24 protein-coding genes, 3 tRNA genes and 1 riboswitch are annotated in these 23,661 nt (G+C 34.5%); of the genes, 13 read left to right on the forward strand and 14 right to left on the reverse strand.

All coding sequences use genetic code 11. The annotated features are described in order from the left end of the window. Positions 1–51 precede the first annotated feature (51 nt). The 8 genes from OYT91_RS00565 to OYT91_RS00600 all read left to right on the forward strand — a co-directional run bounded on the left by OYT91_RS00565 (position 52) and on the right by OYT91_RS00600 (position 5,304). Positions 52–124: transfer RNA gene (locus OYT91_RS00565), tRNA-Lys, on the forward strand. Between the two features lie 38 nt (positions 125–162). Next, a tRNA-Lys gene (locus tag OYT91_RS00570) sits at positions 163–235 on the forward strand. 42 nt (positions 236–277) lie between these two features. Beyond that, a tRNA-Leu gene (locus tag OYT91_RS00575) sits at positions 278–360 on the forward strand. A gap of 203 nt (positions 361–563) precedes the next feature. Further along, entirely contained in the window at positions 564–899 is a 336-nt protein-coding gene (locus OYT91_RS00580; protein WP_281239074.1) for a hypothetical protein, read from the forward strand. Positions 900–1,070: 171 nt separating this feature from the next. Continuing rightward, positions 1,071–1,529: a (2Fe-2S)-binding protein gene (locus OYT91_RS00585; protein ID WP_281239075.1), complete on the forward strand. Its 459-nt coding sequence runs from the start codon at positions 1,071–1,073 to the stop codon at positions 1,527–1,529. Between the two features lie 2 nt (positions 1,530–1,531). Continuing rightward, complete coding sequence (locus tag OYT91_RS00590; RefSeq protein ID WP_281239076.1) at positions 1,532–3,715, forward strand: xanthine dehydrogenase family protein molybdopterin-binding subunit; 2,184 nt, start codon at positions 1,532–1,534, stop codon at positions 3,713–3,715. Positions 3,716–3,911: 196 nt separating this feature from the next. After that, positions 3,912–4,673, forward strand: a complete 762-nt coding sequence (gene xdhC, locus OYT91_RS00595; protein ID WP_281239077.1) for a xanthine dehydrogenase accessory protein XdhC — start codon at positions 3,912–3,914, stop codon at positions 4,671–4,673. Continuing rightward, positions 4,663–5,304 (forward strand): nucleotidyltransferase family protein, encoded by a 642-nt coding sequence (locus OYT91_RS00600; RefSeq protein ID WP_281239078.1) that lies wholly within the window; start codon positions 4,663–4,665, stop codon positions 5,302–5,304. The genes xdhC and OYT91_RS00600 overlap by 11 nt, the downstream gene beginning before the upstream one ends. 268 nt (positions 5,305–5,572) lie before the next feature. Here OYT91_RS00600 and OYT91_RS00605 read toward each other — a convergent pair whose 3' ends face one another. The 6 genes from OYT91_RS00605 to OYT91_RS00630 form a co-directional block, all read right to left on the reverse strand. Then, positions 5,573–6,169: a mobile mystery protein B gene (locus OYT91_RS00605; RefSeq protein ID WP_281239079.1), complete on the reverse strand. Its 597-nt coding sequence runs from the start codon at positions 6,167–6,169 to the stop codon at positions 5,573–5,575. Next, a complete protein-coding gene (locus OYT91_RS00610; RefSeq protein WP_281239080.1) occupies positions 6,160–6,624 on the reverse strand; it encodes a mobile mystery protein A in 465 nt (154 codons plus the stop codon). Before OYT91_RS00610 ends, OYT91_RS00605 begins: the two co-directional genes overlap by 10 nt. A gap of 164 nt (positions 6,625–6,788) precedes the next feature. Beyond that, on the reverse strand, positions 6,789–7,328 hold the full coding sequence (locus OYT91_RS00615; RefSeq protein ID WP_281239081.1) for a GFO_1091 family lipoprotein: 540 nt from the start codon (positions 7,326–7,328) through the stop codon (positions 6,789–6,791). A gap of 1 nt (position 7,329) precedes the next feature. Next, positions 7,330–7,857, reverse strand: coding sequence for a GFO_1090 family protein (locus OYT91_RS00620; protein ID WP_281239082.1), 528 nt, complete (start codon positions 7,855–7,857; stop codon positions 7,330–7,332). Between the two features lie 265 nt (positions 7,858–8,122). Further along, positions 8,123–8,572 (reverse strand): PG0215 family putative anti-sigma factor, encoded by a 450-nt coding sequence (locus OYT91_RS00625; RefSeq protein ID WP_281239083.1) that lies wholly within the window; start codon positions 8,570–8,572, stop codon positions 8,123–8,125. Next, the gene (locus tag OYT91_RS00630; protein WP_281239084.1) at positions 8,559–9,068 is read right to left on the reverse strand and encodes a GFO_1088 family ECF-type sigma factor; all 510 of its coding nucleotides are present in this window, start codon (positions 9,066–9,068) and stop codon (positions 8,559–8,561) included. Before OYT91_RS00630 ends, OYT91_RS00625 begins: the two co-directional genes overlap by 14 nt. Before the next feature lie 122 nt (positions 9,069–9,190). Between OYT91_RS00630 and OYT91_RS00635 the strand changes: the two genes are divergently transcribed. Beyond that, the gene (locus tag OYT91_RS00635; RefSeq protein WP_281239085.1) at positions 9,191–10,666 is read left to right on the forward strand and encodes a GFO_1087 family putative carboxy terminal peptidase; all 1,476 of its coding nucleotides are present in this window, start codon (positions 9,191–9,193) and stop codon (positions 10,664–10,666) included. 195 nt (positions 10,667–10,861) lie between these two features. On the opposite strand, the gene OYT91_RS00640 is transcribed toward OYT91_RS00635, so the two are convergent. From OYT91_RS00640 to OYT91_RS00675, 8 genes are all read right to left on the reverse strand, one after another. Further along, a complete protein-coding gene (locus OYT91_RS00640) occupies positions 10,862–11,959 on the reverse strand; it encodes a DUF5074 domain-containing protein (RefSeq protein WP_281239086.1) in 1,098 nt (365 codons plus the stop codon). 4 nt (positions 11,960–11,963) lie between these two features. Continuing rightward, entirely contained in the window at positions 11,964–13,811 is a 1,848-nt protein-coding gene (locus OYT91_RS00645) for a TonB-dependent receptor plug domain-containing protein (RefSeq protein WP_281239087.1), read from the reverse strand. A 31-nt stretch (positions 13,812–13,842) separates the two neighbouring features. After that, positions 13,843–14,090, reverse strand: a riboswitch (cobalamin riboswitch). Positions 14,091–14,542: 452 nt separating this feature from the next. Next, on the reverse strand, positions 14,543–15,079 hold the full coding sequence (cobC, locus tag OYT91_RS00650; protein WP_281239088.1) for an alpha-ribazole phosphatase: 537 nt from the start codon (positions 15,077–15,079) through the stop codon (positions 14,543–14,545). Beyond that, complete coding sequence (locus OYT91_RS00655) at positions 15,064–15,861, reverse strand: adenosylcobinamide-GDP ribazoletransferase (RefSeq protein ID WP_281239089.1); 798 nt, start codon at positions 15,859–15,861, stop codon at positions 15,064–15,066. The genes cobC and OYT91_RS00655 overlap by 16 nt, the downstream gene beginning before the upstream one ends. A 6-nt stretch (positions 15,862–15,867) precedes the next feature. Beyond that, complete coding sequence (cobT, locus tag OYT91_RS00660) at positions 15,868–17,586, reverse strand: nicotinate-nucleotide--dimethylbenzimidazole phosphoribosyltransferase (RefSeq protein WP_281239090.1); 1,719 nt, start codon at positions 17,584–17,586, stop codon at positions 15,868–15,870. A 153-nt stretch (positions 17,587–17,739) separates the two neighbouring features. Next, positions 17,740–18,249, reverse strand: a complete 510-nt coding sequence (gene cobU, locus OYT91_RS00665; protein ID WP_281239091.1) for a bifunctional adenosylcobinamide kinase/adenosylcobinamide-phosphate guanylyltransferase — start codon at positions 18,247–18,249, stop codon at positions 17,740–17,742. Then, on the reverse strand, positions 18,246–19,259 hold the full coding sequence (locus OYT91_RS00670; RefSeq protein ID WP_281239092.1) for a virulence RhuM family protein: 1,014 nt from the start codon (positions 19,257–19,259) through the stop codon (positions 18,246–18,248). The genes cobU and OYT91_RS00670 overlap by 4 nt, the downstream gene beginning before the upstream one ends. A 15-nt stretch (positions 19,260–19,274) precedes the next feature. Beyond that, positions 19,275–19,637 carry a DUF5522 domain-containing protein gene (locus OYT91_RS00675; RefSeq protein ID WP_281239093.1) on the reverse strand — a complete coding sequence of 121 codons (363 nt, stop codon included), beginning with the start codon at positions 19,635–19,637 and terminating at the stop codon, positions 19,275–19,277. Between the two features lie 96 nt (positions 19,638–19,733). On the opposite strand from OYT91_RS00675, the gene OYT91_RS00680 reads away from it, so the two are divergent. From OYT91_RS00680 to OYT91_RS00695, 4 genes are all read left to right on the forward strand, one after another. Then, positions 19,734–20,876, forward strand: coding sequence for an ABC transporter substrate-binding protein (locus OYT91_RS00680; protein ID WP_281239094.1), 1,143 nt, complete (start codon positions 19,734–19,736; stop codon positions 20,874–20,876). 7 nt (positions 20,877–20,883) lie between these two features. After that, positions 20,884–21,912: an iron chelate uptake ABC transporter family permease subunit gene (locus OYT91_RS00685; RefSeq protein ID WP_281239095.1), complete on the forward strand. Its 1,029-nt coding sequence runs from the start codon at positions 20,884–20,886 to the stop codon at positions 21,910–21,912. A gap of 198 nt (positions 21,913–22,110) precedes the next feature. After that, the gene (locus tag OYT91_RS00690; RefSeq protein WP_269223524.1) at positions 22,111–22,521 is read left to right on the forward strand and encodes a GxxExxY protein; all 411 of its coding nucleotides are present in this window, start codon (positions 22,111–22,113) and stop codon (positions 22,519–22,521) included. A 230-nt stretch (positions 22,522–22,751) separates the two neighbouring features. Continuing rightward, positions 22,752–23,531: an ABC transporter ATP-binding protein gene (locus OYT91_RS00695; RefSeq protein ID WP_281239096.1), complete on the forward strand. Its 780-nt coding sequence runs from the start codon at positions 22,752–22,754 to the stop codon at positions 23,529–23,531. The last annotated feature ends 130 nt before the right edge of the window (positions 23,532–23,661 follow it).

A 23,661-nucleotide genomic window follows, 5' to 3' on the forward strand; every position in this document is an offset into this window, starting at 1 on the left:
AACTTCGAAAAAAAGTCCTTATATTTGCACCCGCATTCAAGGAAAGAATATGACTCGATAGCTCAGTTGGTAGAGCACATCACTTTTAATGATGGGGTCCTGGGTTCGAGCCCCAGTCGGGTCACAATTTTAGTGATCAACACATAATTTTCTTGAAGCATTGACTCGATAGCTCAGTTGGTAGAGCACATCACTTTTAATGATGGGGTCCTGGGTTCGAGCCCCAGTCGGGTCACAAAAGGTCGAGTAATTTATTACTTGACCTTTTTTTTTTAAAGGCCACGTGGAGAAACGGTAGACTTGCCAGCTTGAGGGGCTGGTGCTCGCAAGGGCGTGTGGGTTCAAATCCCACCGTGGTCACTAGATGGGACAAAGAAGAAATATTCTTCTTTGTCCCATTTTTATTTGGGTCTAAACTGTTATTAATTATAGGGTTAACATTTTTTTTTCAGAATCTAGATACTTTTAATAATAATTTGAAGAGTACAATATTACTGGAATAAAAACGTTAATAGTCAAAAATACATTGTGTTGTAAATTTGGTTCTGTCGAAAAAGTAGCCCATGAAAAATTTTGTAAAAACTTCATCTATTAAACTGATTTTATTTTTTTGTTTTAGCTTTTTGTTTTTAGGAATCACAAATGCCAATTCTCAGACTGTGCGTTATGATAGTGTAAGCAAACAAAAATACATACTTGTTGATGTTGACAAAACATACGAACGCATAGTCGATAAAGGATACGAATCCCTTGAATTGTTCGAATCGCTTGGCAATTATTATTATGAAAATAAAAATTTTAAAAAATCAAAGCTCTATTTCGACAAACTTTTCGTTAAATACAAACTTTCCCAAATTTCGAAAAAAAGTATTGAGCGATATCATAGTATAAGTAAATAACATTTTAAACAAGACTTTCAATAAGACTCAATTAACAGTAACCAAATTTCAGTTACTGTTTTTTTTTTTTTTGTAAAAAAAAGCAATACCCAAAATCCTAATTTAAAACCTAGTGTAAAGTTTAAAAATAATAGTAACTTTCAGCTTCTTAATTGCAAAAATCACATTCAAATGATTACACTTATTATCAATAAAAAGAAATACAGTCTCGATGTAGATCCCGATATGCCATTGCTTTGGGCTATTCGAGACAGTATTGGACTTACAGGAACTAAATTTGGATGCGGAATTGGTGCCTGTGGTGCTTGCAAAGTATTGATTGATAATGTGGCGACTTATTCATGTCTGACTCCTGTTTCAACCGTTATTGGGAAAAGCATAACTACTATTGAAGGGACCTCTGAAAATTTACAATTATTGCAAAAAGCGTGGGAAGAATTTAATGTTCCTCAATGCGGCTATTGCCAACCAGGGCAATTGATAACCGCTACTTCTTTACTTAATTCCAATAAAAATCCGTCGGATATAGATATTGACGATGCCATGAGTGGGAATATTTGCCGTTGTGGAACGTACCAACGCATCAAAAGTGCCATTAAGCATACAGTTTCTCTTAAAAAACAACGATAGGCATGGGTGAAATTCAAAACATAAGTAGAAGAACCTTTATAAAAAATGTTGGATTAGCTTCAGGCGGCTTAATCTTAGCTTGTAATTATACTTTATTTTCTAATGAAACCGAAGATGGAAACATAGCTGAATTCAATCCCAATCTATTCGTTCAATTAAATTCGGATGGAAGTCTTTTTATAGTTTGCTCGCGATCCGAGATGGGGAATGGAGTACGAACTTCCATGACATCTATCGTTGCTGATGAAATGGAAGCTGATTGGAAAAGAGTTGTAGTTAAACAAGCAGTCGGAGATGCTAAATATGGAGATCAAAATACAGATGGTTCCAGAAGTGTAACTGATTTTTACGAAACCATGCGTACAATGGGGGCAATGACCCGAATGATGTTGATTACTGCTGCTGCAAAAACATGGCAAGTTCCTGAAAGTGAATGTACCGCCCAAAATCACTTTATTATTCATACTAGTGGAAAAAAAATAGGATTTGGAGAATTAGTAGATTTAGTAAAAACATTACCCGTTCCAACAAATATCACTTACAAAAACCCAAAAGATTTCAAATACATTGGCAAAACCCTAAAAAGTATCGACGTTAAAGAATTTTCAAACGGAAGTGCCATTTACGGTCTTGATAAACGCTTACCCAACATGAAAGTTGTGGCTATTGCCAGATGTCCCGTTACCTTTGGAACCGTCAAATCTTTTAACAAAACTGCTGCCATGAAAATTCGCGGTGTTGAGGATGTAATCGAATTTCCAAGAATCGAAAGACCTTTTGGACCATTAGGAGGTGTTGCTGTAATCGCTTCAAATACTTGGGCAGCATTTAAAGGAAAAGAAGCGCTCGAAATACAATGGAATTACGGCAAAAACGAAAGTTATGATTCGGATGCCTATAGAACCGAATTGACAGAAAGGGTACATAAATCGGGAAAGGTTGAAAAAGAAACGGGGGATATAAGTAAAGCTTTTAAGGAAGCAGCAAAAGTGGTTGAAAGTACTTTTCAATTACCACATCTAGCACATGCACCTATGGAGGTTCCCAATGCTGTGGCGTGGGTGCAAGGAGATACGTGCGAAGTTTGGGCTCCAACCCAATCTCCACAAACAGCAAGAGAAGAAGTTTTTACATATCTAGGAACTACAATTGATAAAGTCACTATAAATGTAACGTTTCTTGGAGGTGGCTTTGGTCGTAAATCAAAACCAGATTATATTGTAGAAGCTGTCATGGTTTCTAAAGCAATTAATGCTCCAGTTCAAGTTGTTTGGACACGGGAAGATGACATAAAACATGGTTACTATCACACAGTGAGTTCTCAATATATGAAAGCATCGCTAGACAATCAAGGTAATGTTACCGGTTGGTTACACCGTTCTGCTTTTCCTTCGATTGCATCAACCTTTCAGCCTGGAACTGAATATCCTGCAGGTTGGGAAATTGCCACAGCTGCAGATGTTCCTTTTGATATAAAAAACATGAAAATTGAATCGGCAAAAGCTCCTGCAATGGTTCGAATTGGCTGGATGCGATCGGTAATCAATATTCTACACGGATTTTCTATCAATGTTTTTGCCGATGAATTGGCACATGCAGCCAAACAAGATCCTTTGGAATTCCGATTGAAATTAATTGGAGCGGATCGTATCGAAGACACTAAAGATCCTATTAAATACAATACGGCTCGCCTCAAAAATGTTTTAAAGAAGGCAGCCAAAAATGCCAACTGGGGAAGACCATTACCCAAAGGACATGCATACGGACTTGCGGTTCAATATAGTTTTTATTCCTACGTTGCCTCGGTAGTCGAAGTTTCTATGATTGATGATAAAGTAAAAGTTCATAACATTTATACGGTTATTGATTGCGGAACGGCTGTCAATAGAGATACCATAAAAGCCCAATTAGAAGGAGCTGCTATCTTTGGGATGTCATTAGCATACTACGGGAAAATTACGGCTAAGGATGGCGCTATCGAACAAAATAGCTATAGTGATTATCGAATGATTCGAATGAACGAAGCCCCCAAAGTACATGTCGAAATTGTTGATAGCACCGAAAAACCAACTGGAGTAGGGGAGCCAGGTGTTCCTGTTATTGCCCCTGCTATAATCAATGCGATATTTAAACTAACAGGAAAACGATATTACAATTTACCGTTAAGCGATTACGATCTAGTTTAATAGGCCTAACCAAAGCAATACTAAATCAATAAAATTAGCCACAGATTAAATCGATTTTCACAGATTCCTTTCTGACACTACAAAAATCTGTGAAATCTGTGAAATCTTTGGCAAAAAATACGGGATAAGTTTTGCGGACAATTCTATTGTTTAATTTAGTTATAAATAAAAAATCCTCAACGAATACCTATTCTTAATGAACAATTGGATTGAACTATTACACGATTTTAAAAGCAAAAAGAAACCCGTTGCACTCGTTACTGTAACCAAAATTTTGGGTTCGGCTCCTTGCAGAGTAGCTTCTAAAATGATTGTTACCCTTCAAAAAGAAATCTATGGAACCATTGGCGGAGGAAAATTAGAATTTCAAGTAATCGATGAAGCGGTTCGTGCTATACAAGAAAATAAAATCTTAGAATGTTCGTATACTTTAGGCCCCGAATTTGAACAATGTTGCGGCGGAAAAGTAGAATTAATTATTGAACCCATGAATCAATCCCCAGAATTATACTTATTTGGTGCAGGTCATATAGGTGTTGCTATTTGCAATGTTCTAAAAGATACGCCATTCTCTATTACACTTCTGGATACTCGAGAAAATTGGAAAAACACCATCGAAATTGATCAAACTGTCACTTACAGTTCAGTTCCTTTCGACCTTTATAAACAAAACATAAACTGGGGATCCAATTGTTATGTGGTTATTTTGACGCACGATCATAAACTCGATTTTGAAATTACGGCTTTGGCTTTGCATCAACCAACCAAATACATTGGATTGATTGGCAGCAAAACCAAGAAAAACAAATTCAATAACTTACTGATCAATGAATTGAATTACAAAGCTGGAATTTCCACAGTTCATTGCCCAATTGGATTGGATTTGGGAGGTAATTCCCCTAAAGAAATCGCCATTAGTGTTGCCTCTGAATTATTGAAAGTCTATTATGGAAAATAATACCGTATTTGTATTGTTGGCTGGTGGAAAATCTGAACGAATGGGTATGGCAAAAGGCTTGCTACTATACAAGGAAAATTTTTGGATTTTGGAACAATTAAACCGAATTGCAATTTCAACTATTACCGAAGTTTTTATAGGGCTTGGGCATAATTACGAAGAATATTTAAACAAAATCCCTTCGTTTTCAGAAGCGAAATTGCATTTTGTTCTTTATAAAAATTTAAAAATAAGAGTTGTAATAAATAAGAAACCAGAACAAGGTTCTTTCTCCACTCTTCAGACTGTTTTACAGCAAATACCCAAAAACAAATCAGTTCTGATTAATCCCATTGATATTCCAATATTGAATCCAGCCGAACTACAAAACATAATCGATGCGCAAAATCAAATTGTTCTTCCTAATTTTAAAGGCAAGAATGGTCATCCGATAAAGCTAGATTCTGAATTTTGGAAACCCTTACTTCTCTTAAACCCAACCGATGAAAGTAGCCGATTGGATTTGGAAATCAAAAAAACAATTCCTTCCCAAATAACAAGAATAGCAGTTACCGATTCCTGTATTCTAAAAAATTTAAACACTCCAAACGATTGGGCAGAGTTTACAAATTCAGATCAAAAATTACCATAAAAAAAGAGCTCCGAAATCAATCGAAACGCTTTTTTAAAATTAAATTCAAACCCAAATATAAATTAACCCAAATACTTTTCTGGTTTGAAGTTTTTCTCCCAAGGGTAAATAGGGTTAAGCTTTTTTCTCGCTAATGCGCTAAGGTCGGACGAATCACTTTGCGCCTTTGCGCCTTTGCGAGAGTTTTAATTTAAAATATATGCGAGAATTTCTGACGCTTATTAATGTATAAGCTTATTGGACTAAAATAGATGTAACTGTTATTACATCATGATTTTGCAAATTCAATCAAAGATTCAATTTTATTTGCATCTGCCAATTTAATAGCCATTATATAATTTAATATTGAATCCGTTTGATTTACTAAATTATTTCCTCCCCAAGAAAAGAAAGAACCAACAAATAATTTCTCCATTATTAAGTCTGCTATAAGTCTAGAATGCCTCCCATTACCATTTGCAAAACAATGGATACTTACCAATCTGTGTTTAAAACGAACTGCTATTTCTTCTTGTTGGTAAACATTATTATCAATCCAAAACAAGCAGTCATCTAATAGTATTCTTAATTCAGTAGCAATTAAATAACTTTTTACTCCAATATTTTTTTCTGATTTTCTAAATTCCCCTGCCCATTTCCAAACATCGCCATACATTTTCTTATGAAGTTCTTTTATGAATTTCTCTGAAAGCAATTGTTCTTTTTTCAATTTCCGACCAAATGTCCATTGAATTGCTTTCTCTATATTTTGTTGCTCAAACTCATTCAACTCTTCACGTATTGTAATGGATTTAATTAAAAGCCCATCTTTTTCGTCCTCATCGAGTTCTGTTTGACCTTGAATGTAGTTAATCTTTAATCCCATAAATACTTTGGCATTTCATTTTTAATCTCAACCGTTTTTTGGGCAATAGCTTTTTTGATGCGTTCCTCAGAATTTTGCTGGTCCTCCAATGTCATGGAATTATTTGTTCGCATTACAATTTCACGAGCAATTTCATTAGCTCTTTTCTCAATCATTTGTTCCAAACTTTCGTGTTTTGACACAAAACCGTAAACCAATTTCATATCCAAAGCACGAGCCACTTGCTGCAAAGAATTAACAGAAATAGTCCCATTTACCTCACGCTCTTCCATTTGTTTAATGTTTTGAGCGGTGAAATTCATTCTATTTCCCAATTGCCGCAATGACATTTTCAAGGCAGTCCGAAAAGTATTAATCCAACCTTTTGGTGGTATAATAACCGATTGAAGCGAACGAAAAGTAATTAATTTTCTATCCGTTTGATCTAATATTAATTGTTGCTTTGTATTTTTCATCAACCTATAGGTTTAAAATATTACAACAAATTTAAACATATAAATTTAAAAATACAACATTTTTTTAAATCTTAAGATTGAAAAAAAATGAAGTGAGTATTGATATGCCATAAAAAAAGCGTCTCGAAATCAATCGAAACGCTTTTTTAAAATTAAATTCAAACCTATTTTTTTATCAATTCCTGCAAGGGTTTCAATTGTTCCAAATCTATTTTGGATTCTTGCAAAACCGAAATCATATTCATAATATTCGTTGGGTTCATATCTTTTCCTAAAACTCTCACGACAGCAAAACCAGCATCTTTTTTATTAGCAAAAAAGACAAATTCATTGATGTGATCGTCTGATCCTACATAACTTACAGAAGCTCCTTCTTTTCCAGAACCAAATTTAATTAATTGTTGATAAACGGTGTCTTTCAGAATCAAATTAACCTTTGCACGTTCTGTTTCAAATTGCGCTTTGTTTTTGTCATTTAATTTGAAAGCCAAAACATTCATTTTGTCAAAAGATCGCAAGGCTTCCTTTTGGGCCACCGTTAATTTTGCTTTGTCAAGATTCAAAATGTTTGAGGAAATATCCAAGGCAATAAAGTCCTTGTTCTCTGTATTTTCTACAAAATATTTTTGCAAAGTAGGCTCCGAGTTGCAACTTCCCAAAATCAAACTGAGTAACAGTGTGATTAAAAATAATAGGATTCTCATTTTACTTTTTACCTTTTGTTGCTTTTTTCAAATCATCACCGCCTGGTATTCTCATTTTATCTGTTAGAACCGAAATTTCATTCAAATCGAAATCTCCCGTCAACGACATCAAAACAGTATCATCTTCTTTTCCGCCTTCTATAAACATCAACAACTCTTTTATTTGGGTGTCTTTGGCTCCAGATTTCACCATGATTTTGATATTTCTGCCTTTGTCATTCACACGCATCAATTCTTCCAAACCTGCAGTTTTAATGTATTTGTCGGCAGTTGCTTTCATTTCGCCTTCAACACGGACACTTTGAGTAGTAAACACTTTCAAATTATCCAATTTCTTGATCAAGTTCATGTATTGTTGCGCCTCTTTATCCGAAGTGTCTACTTTTACTTTACTCATCAATTCGAACATTTTTTTATTTACAACTATTGACGTTACATCATCTTGTCCGTCAAATTTATCAAATGCTCCTTGTGCAAAAAACGGACTTGATACCAATACTACTACTAATGTGATTATTAACTTCTTCATTTTATTTTGATTTAATGATTATTTTTAAAATTTCAATTCAACTTACTCGGCTTGAATGCTCTAGAATCACTCTCGCTTTATTTTTTAATATTTTTATTTTCTTCAACTACTTTTTAAAATCTTTTGGGCGTGTCCCTGCGTAAAAACTTCGGGTCGGGCTGTACATTCCCGCTTTTTTTGAGAGACAAAAAAGTCTCCCAAAAAAGAGCTCCACTGCCATCCCTCACGCAAAAACATAATTGGTGAATGATGACATTTATCCTTTTCATTCAATAAATACTTTTTCTTTAGTTACTTCATAAACTTGAAGATATTGTACACCTTCAATACCAACATTCACATTGTCAGACAACATCGCCAATGCTTTTTGGGTTGCCTGTAAAGCCTCTTCTGGATTATCATAAGTTCCTAATTCCTTACTTTCTTTAGCAATATGCATATTGTTATAGGTGTACGTTCCAATTCCCAGTAACACAACAATAGATGCTGCTATTGCTAGCCAATTTATTTTTCGTTTTCTTGAAACAAAAAGCGGTTTTTTAGTAAGCTTTTGTGCTTTTGAAACTTCAAAATACCCAAATATGGCTTTGTATTGTTCTAAATGAGGCGCTACATTGGCTGATGAAAAATAGTTTTTCAACTCTGTTTCTTCTGCAATACTGGTTTCTCCTTCAAAGTATTTTTCTAAAAGTACTTCTATTTTATTGAACTCCATAACGATGTGTTTTTAACATGTATTCTCTAATTGTTTTTCTTGCTCTTGAAAGTGCTACGCGTACAGCAGTTTCATTCATTTCTAGTATTTTAGCGATTTCTTCAAATTCGCATTGCTCTACATCACGCAATTGTATTATTAACCGCTGTTGTTCAGGCAATTGGTTGATGTATTTTTCTACCCAATCCAAACTATCTGTATCTTCTACTTTTTTTTCTAAACTAGGTTCCCTGTCTGTAAAATTAGTATGCACAATTTTAAGATTACTGGCCCGTTTTGATTTTAATTGATCCAAACAATAATTTTTTGTCATTGTCATTGCCATTGCTTCAACACTGTTGTATGAATCTAAGTTCTCATTTTTACTCCATAATTTCACCAAAATTTCTTGAGTAGCATCTTCTGCTTCCTCTGTGCTCACGAGTAATCGCTTTGCCAATCGAAAGAGCTTATCTTTGAATGGATTGATTAAATGCACAAATTCGTTTTGGTTCATAAAAATGGTTTCATTAACTCGGTTATACAATCAAGACGAGGCACAATTATATTTGTTACAAAAAAAATAAAATTAAACTAAAGTTAGTATTTTTGCGTTGTATACTTACAACCAAAACCAATATGAAGACAACTTTCAAAATTACGCTTTTAGCATTCATAGCTCTCATTACTTTTCAGAGTTGTGAAGACATGGATGATGTAGCACCACCAGCTTCATTAGAAGTGAATGATTTCATTTGGAAAGGTCTTAATTTGTATTATTTGTGGCAAGCTGAGGTGCCAAATTTGGCCGACAAAAGATTTGCTAATCAATCGGAATTAAATACTTTTTTGAGTGGATATCCAAAACCGGAAACATTATTCCAAAGTTTGTTAAACAAGCCAGTAAGTTTATATCCTAAAAAAGGGGAGGCGGTTGACCGTTTCAGTTGGATTGTTAGTGATTATCTAGAACTGGAAGGAATGCTTCAAGGAACTACAAAAAATGACGGAGTAGATTTTGCTCTTTACCGTAAAGAATCAAATCCGGAAGAAATCTATGGTTCAGTACGTTATATTATCTCCAATTCAGATGCATCAACCAAAGCTATTAAGCGTGGTGATATCTTTTATGGTGTAAACGGAACCCAACTTACTGTCAGCAATCGCTACACTTTATTATTAAATGCAGAAAATTACACCTTGAATTTAGCTGATTATGATAATGGTAAAATCACGCCAAACGGAAAATCAGTTCAATTAACAAAAACGGAGCTTGCCGAGAATCCAATATTGGTAAATAGTGTAATAGAAACAGGAGGTCACAAAATAGGGTATTTAATGTACAATGGCTTTTATCCCAATTATGACATTCCACTTAATGATGCTTTTGGTGCATTAAAATCACAAGGTATAACAGACTTTGTTTTAGACCTCAGATACAATTCCGGTGGTTCTGTTCAATCTGCTACACGATTAGCGAGTATGATAACGGGACAATTTACAGACAAAGTATTTTCTAAACAGAGATGGAATAACAAGATCAATGCATTTTATGAGTCAGAAGATCCAGAAGCATTAAAAAATTTGTTTACAAACGCTATTGATGGCATTCCTATAAACAGTTTAAATCGTACTAAAATATACATATTGACTTCCAAAAGTACTGCTTCGGCTAGCGAGTTGGTGATAAACGGTTTGAAACCTTATATAGATGTGGTTCAAATTGGAGATAAAACAACAGGAAAAAATGTGGGATCTATTACTATTTATGATTCGCCAACTTTTGGTAAAACCAAACGTAATCCGAATCATCGATATGCGATGCAACCACTAGTTTTGAAAATAGTAAATGCAAATGATTTTGGGGATTATGTTAATGGCTTAGATCCCGATTATGTACTCCTAGAAAATGTTGCCAATATGGGTGTATTAGGTACTATATCAGATCCATTATTGAGTACAGCCATTGGTAAAATTACAGGAACAGCCAAAATGATTAAAAAGAGTTCAGGTAAAATATTTCCTCATTTTGAAGATTCAAAATCAATAAATGGCGTACAAAATCAAATGTATATTGAAAAAGTGCCAGAAGGGCTTTTAAAATCTTTGGAATAAATAAAACAAATACTAAATAACTCAAAAAAGGCTTTCATCACTGAAAGCCTCTTTTTTTTCATAACTAAAACCTAATACCATCATTAATTTCAAATTAGTTTCACAATCCTAAAACTATCGAGAGATCCAAATGAAAGTTACAACGGCATTATATCAAAACGATCAGCTAAAATATTTAACTAATAGTATCTCAACTTAATCATTAAAATAAAAACCCGCTGGAATAACTCCAACTGTCAATGTTTTTTCTAATGTACCAATTGATGGTGTTGTTAATGCATAAACGTATACTTTTCCATTATGTGTGTAATCGCCTGCGTCACCCACATAAATATGGTTTCCATGAACTGCAAAACTATACACACCATAAACTCCTTGTGCTGTAGTACTAAATGCCGAAGTTATAGGCAATGCAGTTGCTGAAGTACTCATTTTATAAATATCAGAATCGATGGTATAATAGGCATCACTTCCGTTCAATACCAAATTCGATACATGTTTTGTAGCATCCGAATAGGCAATTGTACTTGCAACCTTATTGGTAGACAAATTCACTTTCACAATTTGACCCGCAGTTTCTACCAATGGAGCTTTAACATAACTTGGATTACCAGAGCAAGCAACCCATAATGTGCCATCTTTTATCTCCAAGCTCTCAGGGACATCCCCTACGGTAATAGTGGTAGAAATAGCATTTGTAGTTACATCTATAACCGAAATTTTATTTCCATAACTAAACCCTCCCTTATGAGCAACATATAATTTTCCTGAATTCGAAAGAATCTTCTCAGGCCCCTCTATAACAGGAATAGAACTAGCTACTTTATTTGTTGTTAAATCGATTACAGCTACAAAATCATCGGTAGCAACGCTTCCGTCACCCCAATTGGTAACATATCCTTTGCCATTTGCAAAAGCAATATATCTTGGATTCTTCAATCCTGAATTAATGCTTCCAACACTTTTTAAAGTATAACGATTTACAATTTCTATTTTATTGCTTCCGTTCAAAACGATATAGGCCAACTCATTGTAAAAACCAACAAATTGTCCAGTATCTCCTAAAGTTTTAGCAGGATTTACTACCGAAAAAATATCATTCTGCGCAATTGAAAAATCAGAGGAAACATAAGAAACTGAAGCATCATTATTCAGGAATAATCCTTGATTTAAAATCAAAAGACCATTATCATAACTTCCTAATGGAATATCTTGTTTTGTGTCATCATCGGTACATGATGCAAAAAATATGGAAAAGATTAGCGTTGTTAAAACTAGTTTACTGAATTTCATTTTATTAAAATTTAAAGGTTAGGTTGATTATAAAATTTCTTCCTGGCATATAATGCTGAGAAATACTTTGGTAATTTTGATTAAAAAGGTTCAAAGCCTGAAAACCGATTTTGCAGGTATTTTTAGTTCCCAGATCGTAATAGACTCCCAAATTGGAAACCCAATATTCTTTGACTAAATGGTATTTTTGAGAAGGTGTTGTAACCGCTCCATTAAATAGAAACTGATAGGTTGCTGCTATTTTTTTATAGGAATAAGAAACATTCGAATTGAATTTATGATACGGAACATAAATTAGCTGTTCTCCTGTTGCTACATTTTTGGAAACGGTGAAGGCGTAACTGGCATTAAGCGCTAAATTATTTTTTCCATAAGAACTAGACCACCCCAAATTCGTTTCAGAACCATAACTATTCACACGATCTATATTTTCAGGCGACCAATTACTGCCATCCATAGGTGCCCAACGAATTAAATCACTTATTTTTATGAAATAAACTGTTTCGGATAAAGTGAATTTTTCATACGTAAAAACATTTCCAACCTCAGCCTGATAGGAACTCTCGGGTTTCAAATCGGGATTACCGCCTGTTTCCCAATACAAATCATTAAATGTCGGAATCCTAAAGTTTCTCGATAGATTAATTTTTAGATTGTAAAAAGAATTGAACTTATAAGAGGAACCCAATGAAAATAAGAATGGACTGTCATAATCTGAGCTTACTTCTTTCCTAAAGCCCAATTCATTTTGCCATTTTTCATTATACTTTTCTACCGCTTTAATTGCAATTGCTCCAATTTGTCTCGAATTATCACCAAAACTAGTACCAAAACCTTTCGTACGATTGTAATCCAAAATTCCATTCAGTTTGATGGATTCCGTCACTTTGTAACCCAAATCCATTTTTGCTATAAGCGATTCTGATTTTCCAAAACTAAAATCATCGCTGTCGATATTCTCAAAATATTGATATTGTTCTGTGAGATAAGCTACTTTATAATTGCTATTGAAACGCTCCTTGGTGGTTGAATATTCCAAAAGATTTCGACTAAAAGTGTTGACGTATTTTGTTTTCGAATCCGATTCTGAAATTAAAGAAAGATTTCGATCTGTGTTTGAACTCTGGCTATAAAAGGTAATAATCGAATTAGGATTAATTTTGTATCCTACATTGGCAAACAAATTGGTCGTAGCATATTGCCCATTTTCGTTTTTTCGTTGAATACCATCCCAAGTATATTGGTTGATGTAGGGATAATCATTATCCGAGCTGTTTCTGGAAAACCCAACCTGAGTACTCCATTTTTTGTTGGAAAGAACCATTTTATAATTGACACTAATGGTGTTGAAGCTACCATAGTCCAATCGCAAATCATTTTCGAATTTATTTTTAAAAACCAGATCATTGTTCAAATGAACGGTCCCGCCAATGGCACCACTTCCATAACTTACACTTCCTCCACCGGCTTTGATACTTATCGAATTGAAATCGGGAGCAGTGAATGTGTTGAAATCGGCACTACCATTGAGTTGCGAATTGACATTTATTCCGTTCCAAATCACGGCTGTTTGCGAGGCTGTCGTTCCTCTAAAAGAAACGGTAGACAACATTCCGCGTCCGTATTCCTTGAAATACAACACACTGTTATAGTTTAGTAAACTAGAAAGAGAAGATTGATTTTTGTTTATGACCGAATCATTCAGCACTTGAATCGATTGGGATTTATTGTTTGAATACAATGTGCGGTCGGAAACTATAACCTCTTTTAAATTGGTTATAGAGTCATTTTGTGCCGAAATGAATTGGCACACTAACACGAAAAGGCAAAGTAATAGTTTTCTTAAAGTCATAATTTCTGAACCTTTTTTCCCGAAAGTTCGATATTAGTTAAGAAAAAAGGCAGGTCTCCTGGCTTGCGTCTTGTTGTTCACCTTCCCATTTTAGGTTACAAGTAAGAAGAATGAAGTATTTAACTTCTAACTTCTAATTTCTAACTTCGAAACAGTGGTTTGTAGATAACAACAAGCTTGATAGCTTACAGTTGCGGGAACAGCTTAGGTTTTAAACCTAATTCCCTTTTAATGTGTTTTCTCAAAAAGTAAAACACAACCTTAATTCGGGTGCAAATATAAAGTTAAAAAAATCAAAAAATCAAATTTAAATTAAAATCGATGTTTTTTAACATTCAAAATACTCTTAAACAATGAGTTACAAAATGGAGTTTAACTGTCAATTTTTGAAGCAAAGGCAAAGGGCATTTTTAGGAAGAATGGTTCCCGCTATACCCTATATCTTTTATGCTGAACCCCAGCATAAAAGGATATCGTTTCTATCGGGGCTAAAATAAAAATTTGGCATTTTTGTTATTATTTATGGTTCTACCCTCAATTGTGTGGATTTTATCAAAAAAAGCTTCTACTAAAATAAAGTATTGAAAATAAAATAAAGCATTAAGAAATGAAGATTCATTAAGGTTACAGGCTTAATGAATCTTAATTTCTTAATGGTTTAGAATTTTAAATTTAATCTTAAATTTAAAAACCCCCACAATTCTTGGTAGAAACTTATTTACAAATGGATTTTAGATTTTTATTTTAATTACCACCCCATAATCCAATTGTGTTTTAAAAGCTTCTTGCAAAGGAAGATTATTTATTTTGCACAAAATGCTTCGGATAACTCCTGAGTGTGCAACAATTATAAGCGGTTTGGTATGCATTTTTGCAGTTTCAATTTCTAAAAAATCTCGAACTCTATTGTCCAAATCTATAAACGATTCACCATTAGGAACCGCAACAGAAACAAAATCTTCCATCCAAGGGTCTAAAACTTCACGAGGAATATCGTTCCAACTTTTTAATTCCCAATCCCCAAAATTCATTTCCATCAATCTTGAATCTTCAATAACGGAATCGATTTGAGTATTTTCTTTGATGTGATTTGCCAAAATAGCACAGCGTTGTAATGGACTGGAATACAAAACAGCCTCTTGTGGTAATTGGTTCAGAATGGATTCAAAAACAACATCATAAGGCTCCCGAATTCCGACATCACTCTGACCATAACAGATTCCTTTTTCACAAACCGTTTCGGTATGACGAACTAAATAAACTTCCATATCGCTATAATTGACAGATAAAAAATAACTTCACATACTTGTTGCGTTGCTCCTAAGCAATCTCCCGTATAACCATCAATCCATTTTTGAAAATAACGGGCAAGAAAAAATCGTGCTACAAAAACAGGGAGTAAAACCAACAATAATTGCCATTGAAAAAAAGACAAAATCACCAAAGGTAATAATCCAAAAAAGGAGGCTCCTACCACTTCTTTCCAAGTAAAATTTTGAGCAATCGGTTTGCTTTTGCTCGTTGCATCTTCTCTTGAATAGTGATGGGTAAAAACTATAGAAATAGCAGATAAACGACTGATGGAATGAGCAGAGACAAAAAGGAAAAAAATAGTGATTGGTGAATAGTGATTCGTAATTGCAGTACTCTGAACCAAATTCGATAAAGCTTTGAATTTTAGTAAAAAAAGCAAAACAATGCCAATAGCTCCATAAGCACCAATAGCGCTATCTTTCATTATCAGAAGAATTTTCTCTTTGGTCCAACCACCTCCAAAACCATCACAAACATCGGCAAAACCATCTTCGTGAAAAGCTCCTGTGATTAGAATTCCTGCTATCATCGATAGTATCAAAGCAATTTCAACAGAAAACACAAATGATGCCAGATAATAAATTCCAAAGCAAATTCCGCCAACGATCCAACCAATTAAAGGAAAATAGCGGGATGCTTTGTTTAAATAATCGGGATTGTGGTCGATGTTTTTGGGACATGGAATTCGGGTGTAAAACATCAAAGCGGTAAAAAATATATGTAACTGTTTCTTCATATTTATTTATTTATTGCTGATACCAGCAGATTCAAAACTCGCCATTTCATTTAAAAATGTCACTGCTGATTGAATAATCGGAAACGCAACCGCACAACCTGTACCTTCTCCCAATCGCAAATCGAGTTGCAACAACGCACGAACATCCAAATAATCTAATATTTTTTGATGTCCTTGCTCTGCAGAGGAATGACAGAATATCGCATTTTCCTTAACTGATGGATTCATTTTATAGGCTATTAAAAAAGCAACAGTGCAAATAAAACCATCCACCAAAATGAGCATATTGTTTTCTTTGGCTTGTAGCATTCCGCCTGCCATTTGCATAATTTCGAATCCGCCAAAGTAGGCTAACTTGCTTTGTAAATCATTTGAACCATTATAATTTTCCAGTGCTTTTTTGAGGATGTTTTGTTTCTGAAGTAGCTTTTCGTCAACAACTCCGGTTCCTTTACCCACACAATCTTCTATAGGGATTTCCAAAAGTACAGACATCAACACCGAAGCTGTAGACGTATTTCCAATTCCCATTTCGCCAAAACCAATGCAATTGCAACCTGTTTCAAAAATAGAATTTACAATTATTGCCCCTTTTGAAAAACACAAATCCAATTCGGTTTTACTCATTGCGGGACTTTGCAAAAATGACTGAGTTCCCTTCGCTATTTTCGCCGATACCAAATTGGCATTTGTTGGAAAATCATAATTTACTCCTGCGTCTACAATGGTTAATTCAATATTATTTTGCTTGCAAAAGACATTGATCCCTGCTCCACCTTCCAGAAAATTAGTTACCATTTGTCGTGTCACATCCTGTGGATAAGCACTCACACCATGATTGGCAATTCCGTGATCGGCAGCAAAAACGATTATATTTGGTTTAGTTATTTTGGGTTCTAAAGTCTGAAAAACAGTTCCAATTTGTTTCGCCAGACTTTCCAAAACGCCAAGAGAACCTGTTGGTTTGGTTTTGTTGTCTATTTTTTGTTGAAGAAGCCCCCTAACCCAGCCCCCCAACCCCCGAAGGGGGAGCACTGAGGGAACTTGGAGAATTTGTGAATTTAAAATTTGAGGTGAAATATTAGAATTTAGAGTAATATTACTTTCATTTAAAACCTTAATTTCTTCTATAAAAGGATTTTCTTGCTTTTGTTTCCAATTCAGTTGTTGCAACATGGGTTGGTTGTCGTAATTGGTAGCGGGTTTACCAATACAAAAATACCCCAGAGGTTCTATATTTTCTGGTAATCCCAAAAGCTGTTTGAATTGATAATAGTTTAGAATCGAAACCCAACCCATAGAATAGCCTTGTTCTGTCAATGAAAGCCAAATGTTTTGGGCAGCACAAACGGCACTAAACTTTATCGCTTCATTACTGCCGACAGTTCCAATCGTAAAATTATTCAAAACCGAACGGTCGTAACAAATCACCAATCCGAGTGGCGCTTCCTCGATTGCTTCCAGTTTTAAAGATTTGTATTGTGATTTTTGCCCTTCATCATCGGTTAAGTTTGTTGCCTTTAAATCATAATCTAAAAATAAATCCTTTATCGCTTTTTTAATTTCCGCCGATTTGATCAGGTAATATTTGGTAGCATCCGTCAAACCGACGGAGGGTGCGAAATGTCCTGCTTGTAGTGCTTTTTGAATCACTTGATCTGGAACTTCGTCTGGAGTAAAATGACGGGTGTCGCGACGTGATTTTATAATTTCATCTAATGTCATTGTTGTACTCTGTGTTTGCGTTAGGGATAAAAGCGGCATCTCCCGATCTAGAAAAACAAGGCTTTTTTGCCGTAGTTTTTGTTAATCGGGAATATAGCGGATAGCCCGACCCTTGTGGTAACGCCCATATTTAAAAACTTATTTTTATAAAATCTATCCTTTTATTTTTACTGGAATTCCGGACACCATTAACACAACCGTTTCGGCTTTTTGAGCAATGTATTGATTCATCCAACCTTGAAGTTCTGTAAATTTTCTGCCAATGTGTGTTTCGGCGTGAATACCCATTCCAATTTCGTTGGTTACAATAATAATCGTAGCATTTTCTTGTTGTGCAATGGCATCCAATTCGGCTTTCGCTTGTTCCAAACATAAAGCAACATCATTTTTGGTGTCCACAAAAAAGTTGGTCAACCAAAGCGTCACGCAATCCACAATAGCGACTTTTCCGGAGAAATCAATTTCACTCAAATGCTTTTCCTTTTCTATGTTGACCCAACGTTCATCACGATCTTTTTGATGACGGTCAATGCGTTTCTGGAAATCTTCATCCCACTTTCTGGCTGTGGCCACGTACATTGGTTTTTCAGATAATTCTTTGGCTAAATTTTCGGCATAACTACTCTTTCCGGAGCGTTCTCCACCTGTAATTAGGTATATCATTTTTGTTTCCCTTTCTTTTGTGTTTTCAATGTGTTTTCAATATGTTTTATAAAATCATTTTCTATAGGAGACAATTCATTTTTTGTTAACTCTTTATATTTATCATATTCGGATTTGGCTTTATCCAATGCATCCTGATGACTTACTTTTCCGGAATGTTGTAGTATTTCCTGCCCTGTCATTTTCAAAAAATCATCCAAACGACCAATCCAATCCTTCATATACATTGGTTTTTGATTTAACGCCTGTAATTCTGCTAACTCCAGATAAGCCGTTACTGTTCTGTTCAAGATATTCAATTCTTGCTCGCTGAGGTAATTTTTAGCGATTTCTACCTCTTGAAAAGTTGGTTTTTCTCCTTTAAAATGAGTTAATCCTAGATTAGGCAATCTGGAATCAATCCTACTATAAATAACTTCGGCAGCAGTTTGTCCATGAGCAGCCCAATGCATTTTATTTTGTATCGTCTTGAAAAAAAGTTTTGATTCATCTGTATTTGCATTATAATCAATACTAGTTGCATAAATATCTAACACTTTTCTCCAAAACACTTTTTCAGAAGAACGAATGTCACGAATTCGAGCTAATAATTCATCAAAATAATTACCTCCACCAGCTTGCTTGAGTAATTCGTCATTCATTGTAAAACCTTTTACAATGTATTCTCGCAAACGTTGAGTCGCCCAAATACGAAATTGAGTTCCTCTATTCGACTTTACACGATAACCCACCGAAATGATTACGTCTAAATTGTAAAATTCTATATCTCTTTCAACTTGTCTGTTTCCTTCAATTTGAACTGTTCGGAAATTCCGAACAGTTGAATTAAAATCTAATTCACCTTCTCCAAAAACGTTTTTTATATGTTCGCTAATCGTGGATTTCGACTTTTGAAAAAGTTCACATAGTTGCGCTTGAGTAAGCCAAACTGTTTCCTCAAGAAGACGCGTTTCAATCTTAGTAACTCCATCTTCAGTTTGGTAAATCAGTATATTGGATTGGTTTTCCATAGTGTTAGTTTTGTATTAATACGGACAATGCGTGCAATCGCTTTTGCAACAATATCCGCGTTTGAGATGAAACCAAGGTTTAAAAACATAGTTTCCGTCCTCAAAATAATAATCAATTCCTTCTATAATATTGGCGGTTTCGGGTAATAACGAAGCTTTATTTCCTATGGCGGTTTCTGGAGTTATTGTAGCCAAAAATTCGTCTATTTTGTTTGAACAAGCTTTAGTAAAACAACTTGGACAAAGACAATCTGCACTCTCCAAAGGGGCGAAAAGCGCAGGGAAATTATTGCACCAACATTTCTCTCCTTCCAATGTATCACCACAATTAAAAGGCATTTTACAAGCAGAACAATATTTCTCTTTTACAATATTCATTTGGTAAAGATAACGTTTGTCTTATTTTTTACTGTAAAAATTAAACAAGAAATTTATAAATTAATATACCTTTGCCGTTATTGTAAAAAATATATTATGCGATTTTCATTCTACAAAGTTCTTTTAGTCTGCATTCTCTTTTCTTTTATTGGATGCCAAAAAAATCAAAAAAAGGACACTCTAAATGATACCACTGCTTCAAATAGCATTCAATTTGCTAAAAATTTAGCCATCTATAAACAGGAAGGTTATACAGTAGTAACCGTAAAAAATCCTTGGCCGGATGCGGTAAAAAATTTCACTTACATTCTAAAAGAAAAAAACGGAATCGTTCCAGACAGCCTAAAAAAATATACTCAAATTCAAGTTCCATTGCAATCTATTGTTGTGACTTCGACCACTAATATTCCTTTTTTGGAAATGTTGGGCGTAGAAAAATCACTGATTGGTTTTCCTCATACCGACTATGTTTCATCCGAAAAAACGAGAGCCTTAATCGATGCCGGTTCTGTTAAAAATGTAGGTCAAAACGAAAAACTCAACAACGAACAGCTTATTGATTTGGCTCCGGAACTAATCGTGACTTTTGGTATTGACAACAACAATCCCACTCTTGAGAATTTACAAAAAAGCGGTTTAAAAGTACTCATTCAAGCCGATTGGATGGAGCAATCACCTCTTGGAAAAGCGGAGTGGTTAAAACTGTATGGTGCTTTATTTGGCAAAGAAAAAGAAGCTGATATTTTATTCGAGAATATTGTAAAAGAATACAATAACGCTCTGACTTTGGTTGCCACCAAAAAACCAACTTCAACAGTTTTGTATGGCTCGATGTACCAAGACCAATGGTTTGTAGCCAAAGGCAATAGCTGGGTTGCTCAATTTATGAGAGATGCCAAAGCCAATTATCTTTGGTCATCGCTTGAAGGCACAGGTAGTCTGGGATTGTCTTTTGAAAACATATTGGACAAAGGAAAAACAGCTAATTTTTGGATTGCAACAGGTTCCTTCAAATCATTATCGGAATTGGAAAAAGCAAACCCACATTACAGCCAGTTTGATGCTTTTACAAACAAAACTATTTATACTTTTGAAGGAAAATTGGGAGCTACTGGGGGAACTATTTTTTATGAATTATCACCATCCAGACCTGACTTGGTTTTGAAAGATTATATCAAAATTTTTCATCCTGAATTGCTTCCCGATTATAATTTTACTTTTGCTCAAAAACTGAATTAAATACAAATTGAATAATCCAAAACGAAATACGATCTTATTCTCATTGCTTTTTTTAGGGCTCATTTTTCTGTTTTTTGTCAACATCAGTTTGGGGTCTATTACAATTCCTTTCAAGGAAATTTACACGAGTTTAACAGGTGGTCAAGCCAGTAAATCGACTTGGGAATACATCATTATAAACTACCGTTTACCCAAAGCGATAACGGCAGTTTTGGTTGGAATGGGGTTGTCGATTAGCGGGCTTTTAATGCAAACTTTATTCCGAAATCCGCTTGCTGGTCCTTATGTTTTGGGACTCAGCTCGGGAGCGAGTTTGGGGGTAGCTTTTGTAATATTAGGAGCCAGTGTATTACCTTCCTTTTTGAGTGTTATTTTATTGTCGCCTTACGGAATCGTTTTGGCATCTACGCTTGGCAGCACCACGGTTTTGTTATTGGTGTTATTGGTTTCGCAACAACTACGCGACACTATGGCTATTTTGATTGTTGGGCTGATGTTTGGCAGTTTTACCAGTGCCATTGTGGGCGTTCTTACCTATTTCAGTTCGGCGGAACAATTGCAGAAATTTACTTTTTGGTCAATGGGAAATTTGGGGAATTTGTCTTGGTCATCCATTCTTATTTTAACAATTTGCGTACTATTTGGATTATTCCTCAGCTTGCTCAGCATCAAACCTTTGAACGCACTACTCCTTGGTGAAAATTACGCCAAAAGTATGGGGTTGAATTTCAATAAAGCAAGACTTATTATCATCTTGGCAACGAGTATTTTGGCAGGAAGTATAACGGCTTATGCGGGGCCTATCGCTTTTATTGGATTAGCAGTTCCTCATATCGCCAAATTGGTTTTTCAAACGAGTAATCATACTATTTTATTCTGGAGTACTTTGCTTTTTGGAGCGGCAATTATGTTGGTATGCGATGTGGTTTCTCAAATGCCTGGAATGGAAATTACGTTACCAATTAACGCTATTACCTCGATATTAGGTGCTCCGGTGGTGATTTGGTTGTTGGTTCGAAAGAGGAGTTTTAAGTGATTATACTATTTTTAAACACATAGAGACATAGAATTTATAGTCGCTCGTTAGAGTTAATATAGTCGTTTTACTTTTCACATAGATGGATACTCCAAAAAAAGATTATCCCTTTTTATGATTTAGTATTTTACGGTCAAAGAGTTAGAAAAAATAATTTTGAATACAATCAACATATATTTAAAACAAAAACAGAATTAAATGATTACTCAAAAATATTTAGATGAATTAACATATGAAATAATTGGTTCTGCTATTGAAGTGCAAAAAATTATTGGTAAAGGATTACTTGAAAGCGTATATCATCAATGTATGATAGAAGAACTATCCCAGAGGAAAATAAATTTTCACACAGAGATGAATGTACCAATACTTTATAAAACTAAAGAGCTAACAACTAATTTTAGATGTGATTTATTCATTGAAAATTGTATAGTCGTAGAATTAAAATCTGTATTAGAAATGAATTCTATATTTGAAGCACAACTTCTTACCTATATGCAACTTTTAAAGGCCCCTAAAGGAATAATCATAAATTTTAACTGTTATAATATTTTCAAAGAAGGACAAAAAACATTTGTAAATGATTTTTTTAAGCTTCTTCCAAAATAATAAATCTCTAGGTCCTTATGTGCTTATTTTTTTGTCTTTTAAATTAATTTATTTAAACACATAGAAATACAGAATTATACTACTGTAAATTAGATAATTAAAGAACAAACTTTTATACACATAGCACTATGAAAACTATCTTGAGCGAAGCGTCTTTCATTTTCTATATTAAATCTATGTTCCTATGTGTTTAATTCACTTTTCAATAAGTAAATAATTCATAATAAAGTATGACAACCAACATCCTAATAACACAAAATTTAAGTATTGGCTATTCCTCCAAAAAAGGAACTACAATCATTGCCGAAAACCTCAACTTGAACTTACAAGCAGGGAAACTGATTGCTTTGATTGGGGCAAATGGTATAGGTAAATCTACTTTGTTACGCACCATTACCGGAATCCAGAAACCTTTGCAGGGAACCGTTTTATTAAATGATAAAAAAATATCCAGCTTCGAACCTTTGACATTAGCCCAAAATTTAAGCATGGTTTTGACCGAAAAGTTACCTCCCAGTAATTTAACCGTTTTTGAATTGGTAGCGCTGGGACGTCAACCGTACACCAATTGGATTGGAACTTTATCAGATGCAGACATTCAAATTGTTGAAGAGGCAATTGAGTTGACGCAAATTGGTCACTTGTCCCAAAAAAAACATTACGAAATCAGTGACGGACAGTTGCAAAAGGTTTTGATTGCAAGAGCATTGGCACAAGACACTCCTTTGATTATTTTGGATGAACCTACTACTCATTTGGATTTATTACACAAAGTTTCGTTGCTTAAACTCTTAAAAAAACTGACTCACGAAACCGGAAAATGCATTTTATTTTCGACTCATGATATTGATATGGCCATACAATTAAGTGATGAAATGATTATCATGACACCCGAAACTGTCGTACAAGACGAACCTTGCAACTTAATCAGCAAAGGAAGTTTCAACACTTTATTCAAAGACGAACATATTGTTTTTGACAGCGAAAAAGGGAAGTTTATTATTACCTAAAAATCCCCTAACCCCGGAGGGAAACTAATATCCTTGAAAAAAAAAATAACCGCAAAGGGCGCAAAGATTTACGCAAGGGTCGCAAAACAACAAAATAACTTTATGTTTCTTTGTGGTAAAAAAATTAACC

It is taken from the genome of Flavobacterium praedii (genome assembly GCF_026810365.1).
Lineage (GTDB): Bacteria > Bacteroidota > Bacteroidia > Flavobacteriales > Flavobacteriaceae > Flavobacterium > Flavobacterium praedii.